Genomic DNA, 18,996 nt, shown 5'->3' on the forward strand with positions numbered 1-18,996 from the left:
TAATCAAATCAAAGGTCAAAGAAAGTCAAACGTTTGGAGGGCTGTAAAGATGGACTTAAATCAAATGACAACGAAAACACAAGAAGCGATTATGAGTGCTCAATCTTTAGCGGTATCTCATCATCATCAAGAAGTAGATACTGTTCATCTATTGCTTACATTATTAGAGCAGCAAGATGGATTAGCAGTACGTATTTTTCAAAAAATGAATGTCGATATAGAAGCATTAAAAACAGGTGTAGAAAGTTTAATTAAGAAAAAGCCTTCTGTAACTGGAGGCGGGGCAGAAGCAGGGAAATTGTATATAACGGGTGCTTTGCAACAACTGCTTGTTAGGGCAGGGGCTGAAGCGGGAAAATTGCAAGATGATTATATTTCAATAGAACATGTATTACTTGCCTTTTGTGAAGAAAAGGGCGATATAAATCAATTATTTATAAAATGTAACATTACAAAAGGTACTTTATTACAGTCTTTAATGACAGTTCGGGGGAATCAAAGAGTGACTAGTCAAAATCCAGAAGCAACTTATGAAGCGTTAGAAAAATATGGCCGTGATTTAGTGGCTGAAGTAAGAGCGGGGAAAATTGACCCTGTTATTGGCCGAGATAGTGAAATTCGCCGTGTAATCCGCATTCTTTCACGTAAAACGAAAAATAACCCTGTTTTAATCGGGGAACCAGGTGTTGGTAAAACGGCAATCGTTGAAGGATTAGCGCAGCGTATTGTGAAAAAAGATGTACCAGAGGGGTTAAAAGATAAAACAATTTTTGCTTTAGATATGAGTGCGCTCGTAGCTGGAGCAAAATTCCGCGGTGAGTTTGAAGAACGTCTGCAAGCTGTATTAAATGAAATTAAAAAGAGCGAAGGCCGCATTTTATTATTCATTGATGAACTTCATACAATTGTAGGGGCTGGTAAAACAGAAGGAGCAATGGATGCAGGAAATATGTTAAAACCAATGCTTGCTCGTGGTGAACTGCATTGTATCGGGGCAACAACGTTAGATGAATATCGTAAATATATCGAGAAGGATCCAGCGTTAGAAAGACGTTTCCAACAAGTATTAGCAGAAGAGCCAACTGTTGAGGATACAATTTCAATTTTACGTGGTTTAAAAGAGCGTTTTGAAATTTATCACGGTGTAAATATTCATGACCGTGCAATTGTAGCAGCATCAGTTCTATCAGATCGATATATTTCAGATCGTTTCTTACCAGATAAAGCGATTGACCTTGTTGACGAAGCGTGCGCAACAATTCGTACAGAAATTGATTCTATGCCAACAGAATTAGATGAAGTAACGCGTCGTATTATGCAGTTAGAAATTGAGGAAGCGGCTCTTGGAAAAGAAACGGACCGTGGTAGCCAGGAACGTCTAAAAACATTACAACGTGAATTATCGGATTTAAAAGAAGTTGCAAGTGGCATGAGAGCGAAATGGGAGAAAGAAAAAGAAGATATTCACAAAGTTCGTGACTTACGTGAACATTTAGAGCGCCTGCGCCGTGAATTAGAAGAAGCAGAAGGTAATTACGATTTAAATAAAGCAGCTGAACTTCGTCACGGGAAAATTCCTGCGATTGAAAAAGAGTTAAAAGAAGCGGAAGAAATGGGCGCGCATAATAAACAAGAAAATCGTTTATTACGTGAGGAAGTAAGTGAAGAAGAAATTGCAGATATTGTTTCACGATGGACTGGTATTCCTGTCGCAAAACTTGTTGAAGGTGAACGTGAAAAACTATTACGCTTAGAGCAAATTTTATCAGAGCGTGTAATCGGACAAGAAGAAGCAGTAAGCTTAGTATCAGATGCAGTTCTTCGTGCTCGTGCTGGTATTAAAGACCCGAACCGTCCAATTGGTTCCTTCATATTCTTAGGCCCTACAGGTGTTGGTAAAACAGAACTTGCAAAAACGTTAGCTCAGTCTCTATTCGATAGTGAAGAGCAAATGATTCGTATCGATATGTCTGAGTACATGGAAAAACACGCTGTGTCACGCTTAATCGGTGCGCCTCCTGGATATGTTGGATATGAAGAGGGCGGTCAATTAACAGAAGCAGTAAGACGTAAACCGTATTCCGTTATTTTGTTAGACGAAATCGAAAAAGCACATCCAGAAGTATTTAATATTTTATTACAAATGTTAGATGATGGGCGCATTACAGATTCACAAGGCCGTACAGTAGACTTTAAAAACACGGTTATTATTATGACTTCAAATATTGGATCTGCTCATTTGTTAGATGGGTTAGAAGAGGATGGTTCTATTAAAGAAGAATCACGAGACCTTGTTATGGGACAATTACGAGGACATTTCCGACCAGAGTTTTTAAACCGTGTCGATGAAATTATTTTATTCAAACCTCTTACAACGAATGAAATTAAAGGTATTGTTGATAAAATTGTAAAAGAATTACAAGGTCGTTTAGCTGACCGTCACATTACTGTAGAATTAACAGACTCTGCGAAAGAATTCGTTGTAGAAGCCGGCTTTGATCCGATGTACGGAGCTCGTCCATTGAAAAGATACGTACAACGTCAAGTGGAAACGAAATTAGCACGAGAATTAATTGCAGGAACGATTACTGATAATAGTCACGTAGTTGTTGATGTAGAAAATAACGAATTAGTTGTTCATGTGAAATAAAAAAAGAGTTCGGATAAAATCCGGACTCTTTTTAGTGTTGTTCTACTGGCTCGTTTGGAATTGCAGCCGAAATCGCTAATACTAATACCGCAAGAACAACTGAGAAAATAGACGCTTGGTTAAAATCGTATGTACCGCCAGTCATAGAGCCGATTACATAGCTCATCATATGTACAAGCAAGAACGACCAAATTAATGCCCAAATGAAACGCATATTTTACACCTCTATTCGTTCAATCTGTCCTTATTGTAACACAATTGAAAAAAGAATATAGAAAAATATTTGTAGATTTTTCAACGCAAATTTGCATTCTGTTCATACAGTATAAAAGAATGGTTTTATACGTTTAGAAAATAAGGCGGGAGAAAAATGAGTATTACGGAACGTTTCTTTTACTTAGAAAAAGAACCATGTGTAATTTATTTACCGGAGAAGCCAAATGGATTTTCTGTTATGCTCCTTGGGGACTATAACTATTTCATTGAGAATGGTACAAGTTTATGGACACAGCATGCGGGAAGAGCTTGTTTTTTAAATGGCCTTATTGAAAGGGGCTACACGGTCTTTTCATCTAATTTATACGGAAGGCATTGGGGAAACGATCAATCTGTTCGTCTGGCAAAGCGTTTATATGATGTCGTTCTAAGAAAAGAGACATTAAATGCGAAAATGCACATTATGGCAGATGGTATGGGGGCGCTTGTAGCGCTTGAGATGATGAACAAATACCCTGAATGTATACGATCTGTCGTTATGTTAAATCCTTGTTTAGATTTACCAGAATATGTGGAATTTGAGAAGGAACACAAGTTTTTTTATAAAAGATTAGTTAAAGAATTAAGTTTGGCATACGAGTCAAAAGAAGCAGAGTTGGAATCAAAAATAAATAAGAAATCATTTGCGTATCTTCCTTCTTGTGTACCGGTTAAAATTTTCGTATCTACACAAGAAAAAAGAGGGAGAAAACAATTGTTGCGTAAATATGAGCAAATGAGGCAATTAAAACAATGTGATACCTCTGTCTTATTCCATCTACAAGATGTGAAATATAAAATGGTTAGGCAAACGTGTGATTTCTTTAAAAAATATGAAGAAGAATTGTGAAGCTCCCATATACATAAATGAGGAGCTATTTGTTTAAAGGAGAAAGGGCTGGTGATATGAAACGCGTGCTTATTATAGGTGCACTTACGTTTGTAGGTTATCACCTTGTGAATAAAATGATCGCAGAAGAAGTGGAAGTGTATGGGCTTGATTTTGATGATTTAGATGGTATGACGAAAATTAATGAAGAGAAATTATTTTTAATTGGACGAAATGCGTTGTTTACGTACTATTCTATCAGGGATGAAGACGGATGGCGGGTAGTAGAAGAAGATAGTTTTGATACGGTTTACTTTTGCTTGTATGAGCCGAATCAGCAAAGTGGATTTCGGAATGAAAGGGTCATATTACAATATTTAAAGCGTATTGTAAGGCTGTGTGAAAAAAATAAAGTAAAGTTAAATTTAATTTCTTCTATTGAAATAGGGAGCACTGAAGAATCCGAAAATAAACGTCTATTTTCGAAAGTGGAAGAAGGGTTGAAGAAAGGAGAACTGCAATATAGTGTATTTCGAGTTCCTACATTATATGGACCGTGGCAACCATCATTTATGATGTATCATCAGCTCATCTTATCAGAACTCGATGAGAAAGAGTGCCATTGTATGAATGAAGAAAAAGGAAGCGATTTACTTTACGTTGAAGATGTATGTGAATACTTATGGGAAAATGGAACGAATGTAAAGCGTCTTGGTGTATATAATTTACTTAGTGGAAAAGAAGCATTATGGGAAAAGGGTATGACCCTGTTGCATGCAGATGATAAAGTAAATAAAAAAAATGTGGAAGTAAGAGATGAAGCTATAGAGATTATTTCTATTAAAAGAAACACACCATTAGAATTCGGTTTAAATAAACAATTGGCACATATGAAAAAATATAAAGAGTTATACGAGGGCTAAAACACGTGTTACACTATTGTATGGATAATGGAATGAGAGTTTTTTATAGAGAGGAAGAAATAATATGAATGAAAAAAGCATGCAATTTTTACAAATCGCGATGAAGCATTTACCAGAAGCGAAGGCAATTTTGGATGATAACGGAATTGCACTTGATATGGAGAAAGCACAGCCGGTGTTAGAGTTATTGATGAAAGTAATGAGCGAAGCATATGAGCTTGGGAAAGCGGATAAAGAATAAAACCTTCTTTTTTTGAGGGGAGAGAGGCTCGAGCCGTGAGAAGAAGCGGTTAGGGCCTTTTTTGTCTCGGACGGAGTAAGGTCAAAAGTATGGGGAAGTTTATCTTTTGAAAGGACAGGGATTTTTCTGTTTCTTTTAATGAAAAATAAAGTTGATAATACGTTGGCTTTATTTTTTTAGCTGAAATATATTCTAGACAAAAGTACATTTATGTTTTAAAATTAGTACCAAGTCATAATAATTGATATAAAACGGAGGGCTGCGATGTGAACGTGGGCATTTTAGGGATTGGAAGATATGTTCCAGAAAAAGTAGTCACAAATCAAGATTTAGAGAAAATAATGGATACATCTGATGAATGGATTCGTACGAGAACGGGAATTGCAGAAAGACGCATTGCCGATGATACAATAGATACGTCATATATGGCGGTAGAGGCTTCTAAAAAAGCACTTGAAGATGCAGGGATTAGCGGAGAGGATATCGATCTTATTTTAGTAGCAACAGTAACGCCGGATCGCTCATTCCCAGCAGTAGCTTGTGTAATCCAAGAAGCAATTGGCGCAAAACATGCAGCTGCAATGGATTTAAGCGCAGCGTGTGCGGGCTTTATGTACGGAATGATTACAGCGCAGCAATTTATTCAAACGGGGACTTATAAAAATATATTAGTAGTTGGTAGTGACAAACTATCTAAAATTGTAGACTGGAACGATCGAAATACAGCAGTACTATTTGGGGACGGAGCAGGTGCTATCGTAATGGGAGCTGTTTCGGAAGGAAAAGGTGTACTTTCATTCGAATTAGGAGCGGACGGAAGTGGCGGTAAGCATCTTTATCAAGACGAGTATGTTATGATGAACGGAAGAGAAGTCTTTAAATTTGCTGTTCGTCAACTTGGTGATTCTTGTCTTCGTGTGTTAGAAAAAGCAGGACTTACGAAAGAGGATGTGGACTTTTTAGTACCGCATCAAGCGAATATTCGTATTATGGAATCTGCAAGAGAGAGATTAAATTTACCGAAAGAAAAAATGAGTATGACAATTGAAAAGTTCGGTAATACATCGGCTTCTTCAATTCCAATTGCAATGGTAGAGGAATTGCAAAATGGACGTATTCAAGATGGTGATTTAATTATACTAGTCGGTTTTGGCGGCGGATTAACATGGGGAGCAGTAGCTCTTCGTTGGGGTAAATAAGGACTGAGAGAAAAAAGGAGTGTATTTTGTATGGAAAAAAAGAGGGTCGTAATTACGGGATTAGGTGCTGTTACACCGATCGGAACAGATGTTGAAACAGCTTGGGAAAACATTAAAAATGGTGTATCTGGAATTGGAAGACTTACAAGAATAGATCCAGAACTGTTTCCAGCAAAAGTAGCAGCAGAAATTAACGACTTTGAAGTCGAAAAATATATGGATAAAAAAGAAGCTCGCCGTATGGACCGTTTTACGCAATATGCAGTAGCAGCAGCGAAAATGGCAGTTGCAGATGCGAAGCTTGAAATTACAGAAGAAAATGCCCCACGCATTGGTGTATGGGTAGGTTCTGGTATTGGTGGTATGGAAACATACGAAGAACAATTTAAGATTTTTACTGAAAAAGGTCCGCGCCGTGTGAGTCCATTTTTCGTACCAATGATGATTCCAGATATGGCAGCAGGTCAAGTATCAATTGCTACAGGAGCGAAAGGAATTAATACTTGCTCTGTAACAGCTTGTGCATCTGGGGCAAACTCAATTGGTGATGCATTTAAAGCCATTCAGCGCGGTGATGCCGATGCAATGATAACGGGGGGAGCAGAAGCACCGTTAACAAGTATGGCATTCGCTGGATTTTGTTCAGCGAAAGCATTAACATTTAATGAAGATCCAGCAACGGCTTGCCGTCCGTTCGATAAAAACCGTAGCGGTTTCGTAATGGGTGAAGGATCAGGAATTCTTATTCTTGAAGAATTAGAGCACGCATTAGCACGTGGTGCTCACATTTATGCGGAAATCGCTGGTTACGGTGCAACTGGTGATGCGTTCCATATTACAATGCCTGCTCCTGGCGGTGAAGGTGGAGTTCGTGCGATGCGTCAAGCTTTAGCTGATGCAGGTCTAGAGCCAGAAGATATTGATTACATTAATGCACATGGTACAAGTACAGATGCAAATGAAAAGTATGAAACGATGGCAATTAAAGAAACTTTCGGTGAGCATGCATATAAAGTAGCAATTAGCTCGACGAAATCAATGACAGGTCACTTATTAGGAGCGGCTGGTGCTGTTGAAGCGATCTTCTCTATTAAAACAATTACAGACGGAGTGATTCCTCCGACGATTAACTATGAAACGCCAGATCCAGCTTGCGATTTAGATTACGTACCGAATAAAGCGAGACAACAAGAAGTAAACACAGTATTAAGTAACTCACTAGGATTCGGTGGTCATAACGCAGTATTAGTATTTAAATCGTATAAATAATAGATGAAATAAGGTGTTTTTTCGTAACATATTGCGAAAAAACACCTTATTTATTTTTACGCCTTTTTCTCCTTTTGCATATACATAAGAAAAAGGAGGGATAAAGATGGGGGTTATTGAAACAGCTGAGTGGTTACATCTATATTATGGACGTCCAGAAAAGCTTTGTGAGAAATTTACGAAGTATATTCCATTGTCAAAAGAGAGGCTGTATCGCTTTTTAATCTCTAAAGGTATGTATCGCCCAGTAATGCGGGGAGAACAGGAAATTAAAGAATTAGAGAAAAAAGAAATTTGGAAAGAACTTAGCATGGAGTATGAAAAATTGAAAAGTTGGCTAAAAGGGCCAGATGTCCCTATCTTTATTTTGTTATCAGATTCCTATAATCGAACTGTACAAGAAGAGTATAACGGGAAGGCTGGCTTATCTATGCGCCACGTTATTTTTTTATTCGTATGTGGACGGAATTCGGTGGAAGAATTAAAAGTGTTATTGGCACATGAATATCACCACATATGCAGGTTACATCAAATTGAGACGAAAGAAACGGAATATACATTACTTGATACGATGATTATGGAAGGATTAGCTGAGCAGGCAGTAACGGAAAGATATACAGAAAAAAATAATGCACCGTGGACGACGTATCTTTCAAAAGAAGAAGCGATTTATTATTGGCAAAACGTTGTACAAGAAAGAATAAGCATAAAACGAGGAACAAAGGAGCATGACATTTTATTAAATGGACTTCATTCCTACCCGAGAATGCTTGGCTATGCACTTGGATTTTATATTGTAAAAGATTGTGTAGCGTTTGAAGGAGAAGATACACTTTCTTTATTATCTATAGATGCGAAAGAAATATTGAGTAAAGCAAATACATTTCATGTTTCATGAAAAAGCAGGAGCTGTATCTCCTGTTTTTTTAACATTATAGAAGAAAAAATAATAATTAGAATATATTTCCTCAAGTGGAATAAAGTTAAGCAAAAATGAACATAATGATTGGTACAAACAGTAGTGAAGTGAGGGGTAGAGAATGTTATATCTGCATGATGTATGGGTAAATTGGTTTGAAGGTGAAGAGAATGGGTATAACGTTTGTCATTTTTACGAATGGCGGAAAGATGATACGATTGAGCTATTAGATCAAGTGCCATTATTAAAAGTAGATTCTACATTATATCATTACATCGAGAACGAATTGTTAGAGCTTCCGCAAAAATTATTGGAAGACGTACATCATAAGGCTTATATTCGTAAAAATCACGAACGTTTGCAACAAGAGTATTGTTTTGTTGTTACAGATGGAAAAGGAATTATTGCGATTGATTCAATCGGCTATAATGTGCCAATTAGAAAAAGTAGGCTTATACCTCGTCAAGAACAGATGGTATATGAGATGGTAGAAAATGTGCAGGCAGAAAAGTATGAGTTCCAAGTGGAAAAAATTGAAAAAGAACATCACATTTTATCGCCGTCGCCTTTCATCATGAACGGCCTAACTCGTAAAGAACGACAGTTAAAACAATTATTATTTATGGCGTTAGATCAATTACATACAACGAAAAATCCAGCTGAAATTCGCTATTGGTTCACAGAGTGGGATCCATCAGCGTACGGAATGGTCCAACATATGGAGTTTGAAGATGTTTGGGCTAAGCTTTATGATGAAGCGAAAGCGGGATGGTCCGAGAAGCACGAGCAATTATGTGAGCGCTTAGTGAAAGGGCAGCCGTTTTTTGAAAAGTTATGGGAAATGGAAAATGAGCAGAAGGTAAATTAAAAAACCGCCAATTGGCGGTTTTTTTTATATGGAGTCGGCAAGCTCTTCGTGTCTAAGAACCTTTCGCATAAGAAGGCAAAAAGTGCCTTTTATGCGAAAGGTTCTTAGCTAATCAGAGCTGAACGAGACGCTTCCGCTTTATAATGAAATCCAGCTCCGGCGGCAAGAATGTTCGGTGGTTTCGCGCCTTCCTGCGAGGCAAAAAACGCCTCGCAGGAAGGCGCTCCATCCCTCTCACATTCTGAACGAGCCGCCTCCGCTTTATATATTATCTACGTTTTCTGCTTAGTCCCATTGCGTTTTCTACTTTGCGTAGTTGTTTGAATGCAACTCGGTTTGCTTTTTCGGCACCTTTGTCTAGAATTTCGTCTAGTTCTGGGGAGTTGATTAGTTCGTTATATTTGTCTTGGATTGGACGAATTGCTTCCACAACTACTTGTGCTAGTTCACCTTTGAAGTCGCCGTATCCTTTTCCATCGTACATTGCTTCTATTTCTTCAACTGTTTTGCCAGAGAATGAAGAGTAAATTGTTAATAAGTTAGAAATTCCAGGTTTGTTTTCTTTATCAAATTTAACGATACCTTCAGAGTCAGTTACGGCACTTTTAATTTTCTTTTCGATTGTTTTTGGCTCATCAAGCATACTGATCATTGATTTTGGATTCGGATCAGATTTACTCATTTTTTTCGTAGGTTCTGTTAATGACATAACGCGAGCTCCTACTTTTGGAATACGAATTTCAGGCATTGTGAAGATTTCACGGTAACGTTTGTTGAAACGCTCTGCTAGATCACGTGTTAATTCGATATGTTGCTTTTGGTCGTCACCAACTGGTACGATTTCTGTGTTATAAAGTAAAATATCAGCAGCCATTAATGGTGGATACGTAAGTAATCCTGCTGGAACTGAATCTCTTCCAGAAGATTTATCTTTATACTGTGTCATACGTTCTAATTCTCCAACGTATGCAACAGATTGCATAATCCATCCTAGCTGAGCGTGTGCTGGTACTTCTGATTGTACAAATAAAGTAGCTTTTTCAGGATCGATGCCGCATGCAACATATAGCGCAGCAAGACTGCGGATGTTTTTGCGAAGTTGTACAGGGTCTTGAGGTACTGTAATTGCATGTTGGTTTACGATACAGAAATAGCAGTCGTGTTCGTTTTGAAGCTCTGTAAATTGCTTCATAGCCCCTAAATAGTTTCCAAGTGTAATCGTTCCGCTTGGCTGAATACCAGAAAAGATAACTGACATAAGTAATTCCTCCTAAAATTGAATGTGTGATGGGGAAGAGAAGGCATACAAAAAAGCCCATTCATCCCAAATTCCATAGGGACGAATGGACCGCGGTACCACCCTAATTATTTCACAGCTGTGAAATCTCTCAGATCCATAATAACGTCTGGATATAACGCCAAAGCCTACTACTCTCGGTTCGGTTTGGTGCTCAAAAGCCCATTCCATATTGTGCAATTACTTGTTCACACCAGCCACAAGCTCTCTGAAATTGCTTCAATATGTACTCTTCTTTATCATCGCATACATATAAATTTATTTATTTTTAACTGAGCCCTTTTAATATGAAAGAACTAAAGTTTTATAACAAAATGTTTTGCTGATTATTATATCATATGGAATAGTGTTTGCAAACTACATCAAAATAGTAAAGCTAATGAGAGTCGAGAACAACCCAAGCACGATACCAGTAATACAAATCGGATACGTCCATTTGAATGAATATGTTTTATAAATACGTTCTTTCTTATCGATAGGTTCCTCTGCTTCTTCAATTAAAGAGTCGATTTTTTTATTCGTACCAAATACTCTTTGGAATGCGTAAATTGTTACGTTAAAAAATCCATTTTGAAATATGAATAAAAAACCACCTATAAGAATAAAAAACAATGCGATATAGAATGAGATGTTGACAAAATTCAACAAAAATTGAGAAGAAACGAGGAATGCGCCAACACTAGAAGCGATTATCGCTACAAAAAATAGTATACAAGTATGAAAAAAAACTTTATTCAAAATATTCCCCTCCGTCAAAATATTACTAGAATTATTATACTATAAAAGTTATAATAAGTAATATAAATAATTTTTTGAAAATTATACACAATTGAAGGTCTAATTTCAAGATGATGGTATCAATGTTAACTTATCCCTTTACAAAAAAATAAAAATATTAGCATTTTATTAAAAATTTTAACAAAAAAACAAAAAACTATATTCACAATCGTCACATTATATGTATAATGAAAATTGTAGAAACTTGGAGATTATTCTTTCAATTCTACTTTTTTACAAGTGAGGGTACAGGAAGTGCAATTAGGGGAGGCAACACAACATGAAGAAAAAGATACCGTTATTACTTGCATCAACTTTAACTGCAAGTATGTTGCTTGGCGCGTGTAGCTATCAGAAAGAGGACGCTAAAGCAAAAGGAAAAGAAACCGCTACTAGTAGTAGTAACGGAAAACAGATTCTTAATTTAACAGAGTTATCTGAAATTCCATCAATGGATGCATCGTTAGCGTCAGATTCTGCGTCTTCAACAGCATTAAATAATACGATGGAAGGTTTATATCGTACTGGCAAAGATCAAAAGAGAATGCCTGGGGTTGCTGAAGATGTACAAAAGTTGGACGATGGTAAAAAATACATATTCAAATTAAGAAAAGATGCGAAATGGTCGAATGGGGAACCTGTAACAGCGAAAGATTTTGTGTATTCATGGAAAAGAGCAGTAAATCCAGATACAAAAGCGACGTATTCGTACATTATGTTCGATATTAAAAATGCAGAAAAAATTCATAAAAGAGAATTGCCAGCTGACCAATTAGGTGTAAAAGCGATTGATGATTATACATTAGAAGTGGAATTAGACAATCCTGTTCCTTACTTTATTGATTTAACAGTTTATCCAGTATTTTACCCACTAAATGAAAATTTTGTGAAATCACAAGGTGATAAGTTTGGTTTAGAGGCAAATACAACATTATATAACGGGCCATTCGTTATGAGTGATTGGAAGCATGAACAAAGCTTCCAATTTAAGAAGAACCCATCATATTGGGATAACAAAACGGTTAAAATTGAAGAAATTAATTTCAATATTGTAAAAAACACATCAACTGATGTAAATTTATATGAGACAAATGCGATTGATCGTGCGGTTCTAACATCGGAATTTGTTGATAAGTTTAGACAAAATCCAGAGTTCCAAACACGAAAAGAAGCTGGAGTTGCCTATTTAAGATTTAATCAAAATAATAAGTATTTAAGTAATAAAAACTTAAGAAAAGCAATTTCGATGTCCTTTGACCGTGATAACATTGCAAAAGTTATTTTAAACAACGGTGCAATCGGTGCTTACGGATTTGTTGGAAAAGATTTCGCTGAAGGTCCGAATAAAAAAGACTTCCGTGCTGAAAATGGAAATCTAGTTGAAACGGATTCAAAAGAAGCGAAAAAACTTTGGGAAACAGCGAAGAAAGAGCTTGGCACTGATAAAATCGAACTAGAATTCTTAAGCTTTGATAATGAAGATGCTAAAAAAATTGGCGAATTCTTAAAAGGTGAGATGGAAAAGAACTTACCTGGTTTAACGATTAAAATTAAACAGCAGCCATTCGCGCAAAAAAATAAGTTAGAAGACTCTCAGCAATATGATATGGCGTTTGGTATTTGGGCTCCAGACTTCCCAGATCCAATCTCATATTTAGATATGTTTGTTACGAATGGTTCACAAAATAAAACAGGATATTCTAATCCGAAATATGATGAGCTAATTCTAAAAGCAAAAACAGATACAAAAGATTTACAAGCTCGCTGGAACAACCTTTTAGAAGTAGAGAAAATATTAATTAAAGAGGATGCAGTTATTGCTCCGATCTTCCAAAAAGGTTCAGCATATGTGGTAAAAGGTGCTGTAAAAGATATTATCCCAATTAATTATGGTGGTAAATTAACTTACAAATGGGCATCTGTTGAACAAAAATAATCTTTTTTCCATCGTTTACAAGGGTATATGCCTATGATGGGCATATGCTCTTATTTTAAAAAAATAAAAGTAAGAATATTTAAAACTATCTTATTGCTTTTGAGAAAAACGGGGAGGTGCTTGACTATGGGACGTTATGTATTAAAACGTTTCGTGTACATGGCTTTGACATTATTTTTAATTACTACACTGACTTTCTTCTTGATGAAATTGCTTCCGGGTTCTCCGCTTAAAAACCAGGAGAAACTATCGCCGGCACAAAAAGAAATCATTCTTGAAAAATATGGTTTAAATGATCCGGTGCCAGTTCAATATGCACGTTATTTAGGTAACTTAGCAAAAGGTGATTTAGGGGTATCATTCCAATATGATAACCGCCCAGTAACAGATATGATTGTGGATCGTATTGGACCATCGGCACAACTTGGTTTACAAGCGATTATATTAGGAACATTTATCGGTTTAATTTTAGGAATCGTTGCGGCACTTCGTAACAATACGTGGGTCGATTATGGGGCGACAATTATTTCCGTACTCGGGATGTCGGTACCATCGTTCGTATTCGCCGCATTACTACAATATTTCGTAGGGGTAAAACTTGGTTGGTTCCCAGTAGCATTCTGGAAAGGACCGGAGTTTACAGTAATGCCTACAATTGCTTTATCGATGGCAGTTATTGCAACAATCGCACGTTTCGCTCGTGCAGAGTTAATTGAGGTTATGCAAGCTGACTACATTTTAACAGCGAAAGCGAAAGGAATTAGCCAAGGTGTTATCATTATCAAGCACGCACTTCGTAACGCGTTAATTCCAGTTGTAACAATTTTAGGACCAATGGTTGCAGGGTTAATTACAGGGACACTAGTTATTGAACAAATTTACGCTGTACCTGGACTTGGGGAACAATTCGTTAAATCGATTACAGTGAATGACTATACAGTTATTATGGGAACTACAATTTTCTATAGTGCGATCTTCATCTTAGTTATTTTCATTGTCGATATTTTATACGGAATTATTGATCCTCGTATTCGTTTAGCGGGAGGGAAAAAATGATGAAAGATGTACAAAAATTATCTCCAGATTTATTTCAACCAGCCAATCAAAGTAATGTTGATAATGAAGTCATTGCCCGTCCAAGCTTAACGTTTTGGCAAGATGTAAGAAGACGTTTGTTCCAACATAAAGGTGCAATGTTTGGTTTAGTATTATTAGTTCTTATTATATTACTTGCAATTTTTGGACCTATGGTAAGTAAACACTCGTATAAAGAGCAAGATTTAGGTCGTGCGAAATTACCACCAAAAATTCCTGTAATTGAAAATGTTCATTGGCTACCATTTGACGGTACAGATCAATATGGTGTGGACCAATATGAAAAACGTGATATTAAAGAGTATTTCTGGTTTGGTACAGATGATCTTGGTCGTGATTTATGGACAAGAACATGGGAAGGTACGCGTGTATCATTATATATCGCTCTTTTAGCAGCGGCGATTGACTTAGTAATTGGGGTTGCATATGGAGGTATTTCAGCGTTCTACGGCGGCAGAGTAGATAATATTATGCAACGTATTATGGAGATTATTAACGGTATTCCATACTTAATCATCGTTATTTTAATGGTAATCATTATGGGATCAGGTATTTGGTCGATTACACTCGCGATGGCAATTACAGGTTGGATAGGGATGTCGCGTATCGTTCGTGGACAAATCCTAAAATTAAAAAACCAAGAATATGTATTAGCATCTCGTACATTAGGTGCAACGAATACACAATTAATTGTGAAACACTTAATCCCGAACGTAATGGGACCAATTATCGTAATGACAATGTTTACAATTCCAACAGCAGTGTTTGGCGAAGCGTTCTTAAGTTTCATCGGTTTAGGTATTCAGCCACCATTCGCATCACTTGGATCTCTTGTAAATGACGGTTATAAATCAATTCAAACGTATCCGCATATGATGTTCATCCCTGCGGTTGTAATCAGTATATTAATTTTGGCATTCAACTTAATAGCAGACGGATTACGCGACGCGTTAGATCCAAAAATGCGTAAGTAAAAGAGGGGAGAGGCAAAAATGAAAACATTGTTAGAGGTCAAAGATTTACAAGTCTCCTTTGATACACATGCAGGTGAAGTACAAGCTGTACGCGGCGTTACTTTTGATTTGAAAAAAGGAGAAACATTAGCGATTGTAGGAGAATCTGGTTCTGGTAAATCAGTTACTTCTAAAGCGTTAATGGGATTAATTCCGAATCCTCCTGGACGTATTAAAAACGGTGAAATCGTATTTGAAGGTCGTGACTTAACGAAATTAACAGAAAAAGAAATGCAGCAAGTGCGCGGGAAAGATATTGCGATGATTTTCCAAGATCCAATGACATCATTAAACCCAACGATGACAATTGGTAATCAAATTATGGAAGGTCTTATTAAACACCAAGGGATGAGTAAAGCAGATGCACGTAAAGTTGCATTAGAATTAATCGATCTTGTAGGTATTCCAAATCCAGAAGCTCGTTTAAAACAATACCCTCACCAATTCTCAGGTGGTATGAGACAACGTGTAGTTATTGCGATGGCGTTAGCTTGTAACCCAAAATTATTAATCGCCGATGAGCCGACAACAGCGCTAGACGTTACAATTCAGGCGCAAATTTTAGAGCTTATGAAGGACATTCAGCAAAAAACAGAAGCAGCAATCATTTTCATTACGCATGACTTAGGTGTAGTGGCAAACGTTGCGGATCGAGTTGCGGTTATGTACGCTGGTAAAGTTGTTGAAATTGGAACTGTTGATGAAATTTTCTACAATCCAAAACATCCGTATACTTGGGGATTAATCGCATCTATGCCAAGTTTAGACGGCTCGGAGGAAGAGCTATACGCAATTCCTGGAACGCCTCCAGATTTATTGAAACCGCCAAAGGGTGATGCTTTTGCACCACGTAACCCACAGGCACTGAAAATTGATTTTGAAATGGAACCACCTTTATTTAAAGTAAGTGATACACACTATGCGGCAACTTGGTTACTTCATGAGCAAGCTCCAGAAGTAAAACCGCCGGCAGTCGTTGAAAAACGCATTCTTCAAATGAAAGCAGGTGAACAACATGACTAAACAACGTGAGAAATTAATTGAAGTGAAAAATGTAAAGCAGCACTTTGACGTGAGTGGTGGTGTTGTCAAAGCGGTTAATGATATTTCATTTGATATTTACCGCGGAGAAACATTTGGTCTTGTAGGAGAATCGGGTTGTGGTAAATCGACAACTGGAAGAACGATTATTCGTTTATATGATGCAACTGCTGGTGAAGTGTTGTTCGATGGTGAAAATGTACATGGTAAAAAATCACGCGCAGAATTGAAGAAATTTAACCGTAAAATGCAAATGATTTTCCAAGATCCATATGCATCATTAAATCCTCGTATGACAGTAGGAGATATTATCGCAGAAGGTATTGATATTCACGGATTAGCGAAAAGCAAAAAAGAGCGTATGGACCGTGTTCACGAACTGTTAAATACAGTTGGTTTAAATAAAGAGCACGCAAACCGTTTCCCGCATGAATTCTCAGGTGGACAACGTCAACGTATCGGTATCGCTCGTGCACTTGCTGTAGAACCTGAATTTATCATTGCCGATGAGCCAATCTCAGCACTTGACGTATCGATTCAGGCGCAAGTTGTAAACTTGCTAAAACAGTTACAAAGAGAAAAAGGCTTAACATACTTATTCATTGCCCATGATTTATCGATGGTAAAATACATTAGTGATCGCATTGGTGTAATGTACCGTGGTCAAATCGTTGAGCTGACAACAAGTGAAGAGTTATATGCGAATCCAATTCATCCATATACAAAATCACTATTATCAGCAATTCCGCTTCCAGATCCAGATTATGAGCGCAATCGTAAACGTATCGTATACGATCCGTCTCAGCATGAATACGGTAGCGAAGTACCAACAATGCGTGAAATTCGCCCAGGACATTTCGTACTATGTTCTGAAGCAGAGTATAAGAAATATAAAGAAATCTATCAATAAAAAAGTAGAGCCATTCTTCTATTGCAGGAGGGTGGCTCTACTTTTTTATTTTCTGTTGCTATTGTCAACTCTAGTCGGTAAATCGATATATTTAAAGAATCGCCGATAAAAATTTCATTTACTAATGAATGCCCCTTGATCAAACGATTTCTACTGCGCTTGAACAGAAGCACTATCCTCTTGTTCATCCGGTTTAACAAGTGCATAATTTTCCCACGCTCTACTTCTCCAACGGAAGAACATAATAATCGCCCGAGTCCATTCGTCGATAGCAATCGCTAGCCAAATACCAACGAGACCCATATCTAATTGAAAGACGAAAAAGTAGCCGAGCGGTAAGCTCATTAACACCATGGAGAATGCGCCGATTAAAACTGGATATTTCGCATCACCAGCTGCACGAAGGGAATTAATGATGACGATGTTCATCGTCCGTCCTGTTTCAAGTAGTACACTTAGTAAAAGAACGCTTGCCCCTAGAGAGATAATATGGGGATTATCCGTAAATAGTCCCATTAATTGTGTGCGGAATGTAATAACGAGAATGACCATAAATAAAGTTACACCAATCGCCCATTGTACACTTTTCCATACACGTGTGTACGCTTCATCCTTTTCATTTCCGCCAACTAGGCGCCCAACGATAATAGCTGTTCCCATACCGATAGCAATGGCGAATAAATAAGTGAACATAGAAATGTTAGTAGCGTATTGTCTAGCAGCTAACGATTCTGTTCCTAAGTATGTTGCGTAGTATAGGAAGACGATTTGGCAAGCTTGGTACATTACTTGTTCAAATGCAGATGGAATGCCGATCTTTAAAATTTTGCCAACGTACTCTTTTGATAAAGTGAAGTAGTATTGCAATTTCACGCGGTATTCCATAACGCGATACAGTAACCAGAAGAACACAATAAGTGCGATTAGCCGGCTGACGGCGGAAGAAATAGCTGCCCCTTGCACACCAAGTTCAGGGAAACCGAATTTCCCAAAAATGAGTACGTAGTTTCCGGCGATATGAATAATATTCATTCCAAGTGAAATAAACATCGCTTGCTTTGTGAAGCCGTGTACGCGGATAATTGCAGCTAATGAGTTAATAATAGCTTGAAGAAAAATGGCTCCCCCGACGATGGATAAATAACTTTGCGCGTACGTTAATACATCACCTTGTAAGTTCATTGCCATCATCATATGTTTTGAAAATAAAAGAAAACCGGCGCTTATAACGAGACCGACTCCTAAATTTAATGTTACTGCTAATGCTGATATTTTGGATGCTTCCATAAAGCGTTTAGAACCGAGGTATTGAGATACGACGATAGCTGCGCCATTCCCTATGACTTCTAGTACTAAAATAGCGATATGGAGGTATTGATTTGCTGCACCAACCCCAGATACAGCATCGTCTGATAATGCACTTAACATGAAAGTATCAGCGATCCCCATCAGCATAAAAAGAAAAACTTCTAGAAAAATAGGCCATGTTAATAAGAATAAACTTAATTTTTCTGTTGGCCCGTTTTTTGAGCGAATTGCTGTCATGTCCGTCCCCTCTTTACCGATATCTATTTTTAGCAAAGTGTATCGTAACACACTTTCATATCCTTTGCACTCATTTTAGCCTACATATTTTCAATATGAACGAACCTTCATTTTATGACAAAAAAGAAGAATAATTATACGTAAGATATAATGAGATATAAATTTCGTTATTCTCTGATAATTTAAAAAACTATAAAATTTGTTATTTTTAACACTTGATTGCAATAAA

Annotated in this window: 17 protein-coding genes and 1 other annotated feature; of the genes, 13 read left to right on the forward strand and 4 right to left on the reverse strand. The window is 37.2% G+C overall.

Annotated features, from left to right (window positions below):
* Positions 1-49: 49 nt before the first annotated feature.
* Positions 50-2,650: an ATP-dependent chaperone ClpB gene (clpB, locus tag U860_RS0123125; protein ID WP_025150365.1), complete on the forward strand. Its 2,601-nt coding sequence runs from the start codon at positions 50-52 to the stop codon at positions 2,648-2,650.
* 31 nt (positions 2,651-2,681) lie between these two features.
* Here clpB and U860_RS0123130 read toward each other — a convergent pair whose 3' ends face one another.
* The gene (locus tag U860_RS0123130) at positions 2,682-2,864 is read right to left on the reverse strand and encodes a YjzD family protein (protein ID WP_001211116.1); all 183 of its coding nucleotides are present in this window, start codon (positions 2,862-2,864) and stop codon (positions 2,682-2,684) included.
* 156 nt (positions 2,865-3,020) lie between these two features.
* Here U860_RS0123130 and U860_RS0123135 point away from each other — a divergent pair, with 156 nt between their 5' ends.
* From U860_RS0123135 to U860_RS0123165, 7 genes are all read left to right on the forward strand, one after another.
* Positions 3,021-3,755 (forward strand): alpha/beta hydrolase, encoded by a 735-nt coding sequence (locus tag U860_RS0123135; RefSeq protein ID WP_025150366.1) that lies wholly within the window; start codon positions 3,021-3,023, stop codon positions 3,753-3,755.
* A 29-nt stretch (positions 3,756-3,784) separates the two neighbouring features.
* Entirely contained in the window at positions 3,785-4,657 is an 873-nt protein-coding gene (locus tag U860_RS0123140) for an NAD(P)-dependent oxidoreductase (RefSeq protein WP_025150367.1), read from the forward strand.
* A 64-nt stretch (positions 4,658-4,721) separates the two neighbouring features.
* Complete coding sequence (locus U860_RS0123145; RefSeq protein WP_001003336.1) at positions 4,722-4,898, forward strand: ComZ family protein; 177 nt, start codon at positions 4,722-4,724, stop codon at positions 4,896-4,898.
* A gap of 266 nt (positions 4,899-5,164) precedes the next feature.
* Positions 5,165-6,097: a beta-ketoacyl-ACP synthase III gene (gene fabH / locus U860_RS0123150; protein ID WP_025150368.1), complete on the forward strand. Its 933-nt coding sequence runs from the start codon at positions 5,165-5,167 to the stop codon at positions 6,095-6,097.
* 30 nt (positions 6,098-6,127) lie between these two features.
* Positions 6,128-7,366, forward strand: coding sequence for a beta-ketoacyl-ACP synthase II (fabF, locus tag U860_RS0123155; RefSeq protein WP_025150369.1), 1,239 nt, complete (start codon positions 6,128-6,130; stop codon positions 7,364-7,366).
* A 106-nt stretch (positions 7,367-7,472) separates the two neighbouring features.
* Entirely contained in the window at positions 7,473-8,264 is a 792-nt protein-coding gene (locus U860_RS0123160; protein ID WP_025150370.1) for a DUF2268 domain-containing putative Zn-dependent protease, read from the forward strand.
* Positions 8,265-8,406: 142 nt separating this feature from the next.
* Complete coding sequence (locus U860_RS0123165; protein ID WP_002170829.1) at positions 8,407-9,153, forward strand: YjbA family protein; 747 nt, start codon at positions 8,407-8,409, stop codon at positions 9,151-9,153.
* A 268-nt stretch (positions 9,154-9,421) separates the two neighbouring features.
* On the opposite strand, the gene trpS is transcribed toward U860_RS0123165, so the two are convergent.
* Both trpS and U860_RS0123175 read right to left on the reverse strand, forming a co-directional pair.
* A complete protein-coding gene (trpS, locus tag U860_RS0123170) occupies positions 9,422-10,411 on the reverse strand; it encodes a tryptophan--tRNA ligase (protein ID WP_025150371.1) in 990 nt (329 codons plus the stop codon).
* A gap of 74 nt (positions 10,412-10,485) precedes the next feature.
* Positions 10,486-10,702 (reverse strand) — a binding site (T-box leader).
* Between the two features lie 105 nt (positions 10,703-10,807).
* Positions 10,808-11,188, reverse strand: a complete 381-nt coding sequence (locus U860_RS0123175) for a DUF3899 domain-containing protein (RefSeq protein ID WP_002170832.1) — start codon at positions 11,186-11,188, stop codon at positions 10,808-10,810.
* A gap of 319 nt (positions 11,189-11,507) precedes the next feature.
* On the opposite strand from U860_RS0123175, the gene U860_RS0123180 reads away from it, so the two are divergent.
* The 5 genes from U860_RS0123180 to U860_RS0123200 all read left to right on the forward strand — a co-directional run bounded on the left by U860_RS0123180 (position 11,508) and on the right by U860_RS0123200 (position 17,222).
* Positions 11,508-13,163: a peptide ABC transporter substrate-binding protein gene (locus U860_RS0123180; RefSeq protein ID WP_025150372.1), complete on the forward strand. Its 1,656-nt coding sequence runs from the start codon at positions 11,508-11,510 to the stop codon at positions 13,161-13,163.
* A gap of 126 nt (positions 13,164-13,289) precedes the next feature.
* Entirely contained in the window at positions 13,290-14,219 is a 930-nt protein-coding gene (opp3b, locus tag U860_RS0123185; RefSeq protein WP_000534165.1) for an oligopeptide ABC transporter permease, read from the forward strand.
* Positions 14,216-15,232 (forward strand): oligopeptide ABC transporter permease, encoded by a 1,017-nt coding sequence (opp3C, locus tag U860_RS0123190; RefSeq protein ID WP_025150373.1) that lies wholly within the window; start codon positions 14,216-14,218, stop codon positions 15,230-15,232. The genes opp3b and opp3C overlap by 4 nt, the downstream gene beginning before the upstream one ends.
* An 18-nt stretch (positions 15,233-15,250) precedes the next feature.
* Positions 15,251-16,294 carry an ABC transporter ATP-binding protein gene (locus U860_RS0123195; protein WP_002170835.1) on the forward strand — a complete coding sequence of 348 codons (1,044 nt, stop codon included), beginning with the start codon at positions 15,251-15,253 and terminating at the stop codon, positions 16,292-16,294.
* A complete protein-coding gene (locus U860_RS0123200) occupies positions 16,287-17,222 on the forward strand; it encodes an ATP-binding cassette domain-containing protein (RefSeq protein WP_002170836.1) in 936 nt (311 codons plus the stop codon). Before U860_RS0123195 ends, U860_RS0123200 begins: the two co-directional genes overlap by 8 nt.
* A gap of 150 nt (positions 17,223-17,372) precedes the next feature.
* Here U860_RS0123200 and U860_RS0123205 read toward each other — a convergent pair whose 3' ends face one another.
* Positions 17,373-18,818, reverse strand: coding sequence for an MATE family efflux transporter (locus U860_RS0123205; protein WP_025150374.1), 1,446 nt, complete (start codon positions 18,816-18,818; stop codon positions 17,373-17,375).
* Positions 18,819-18,996: the final 178 nt, after the last annotated feature.

Source organism: Bacillus sp. H1a (assembly GCF_000633475.1).
GTDB classification, from domain to species: Bacteria; Bacillota; Bacilli; order Bacillales; family Bacillaceae_G; genus Bacillus_A; species Bacillus_A paramycoides.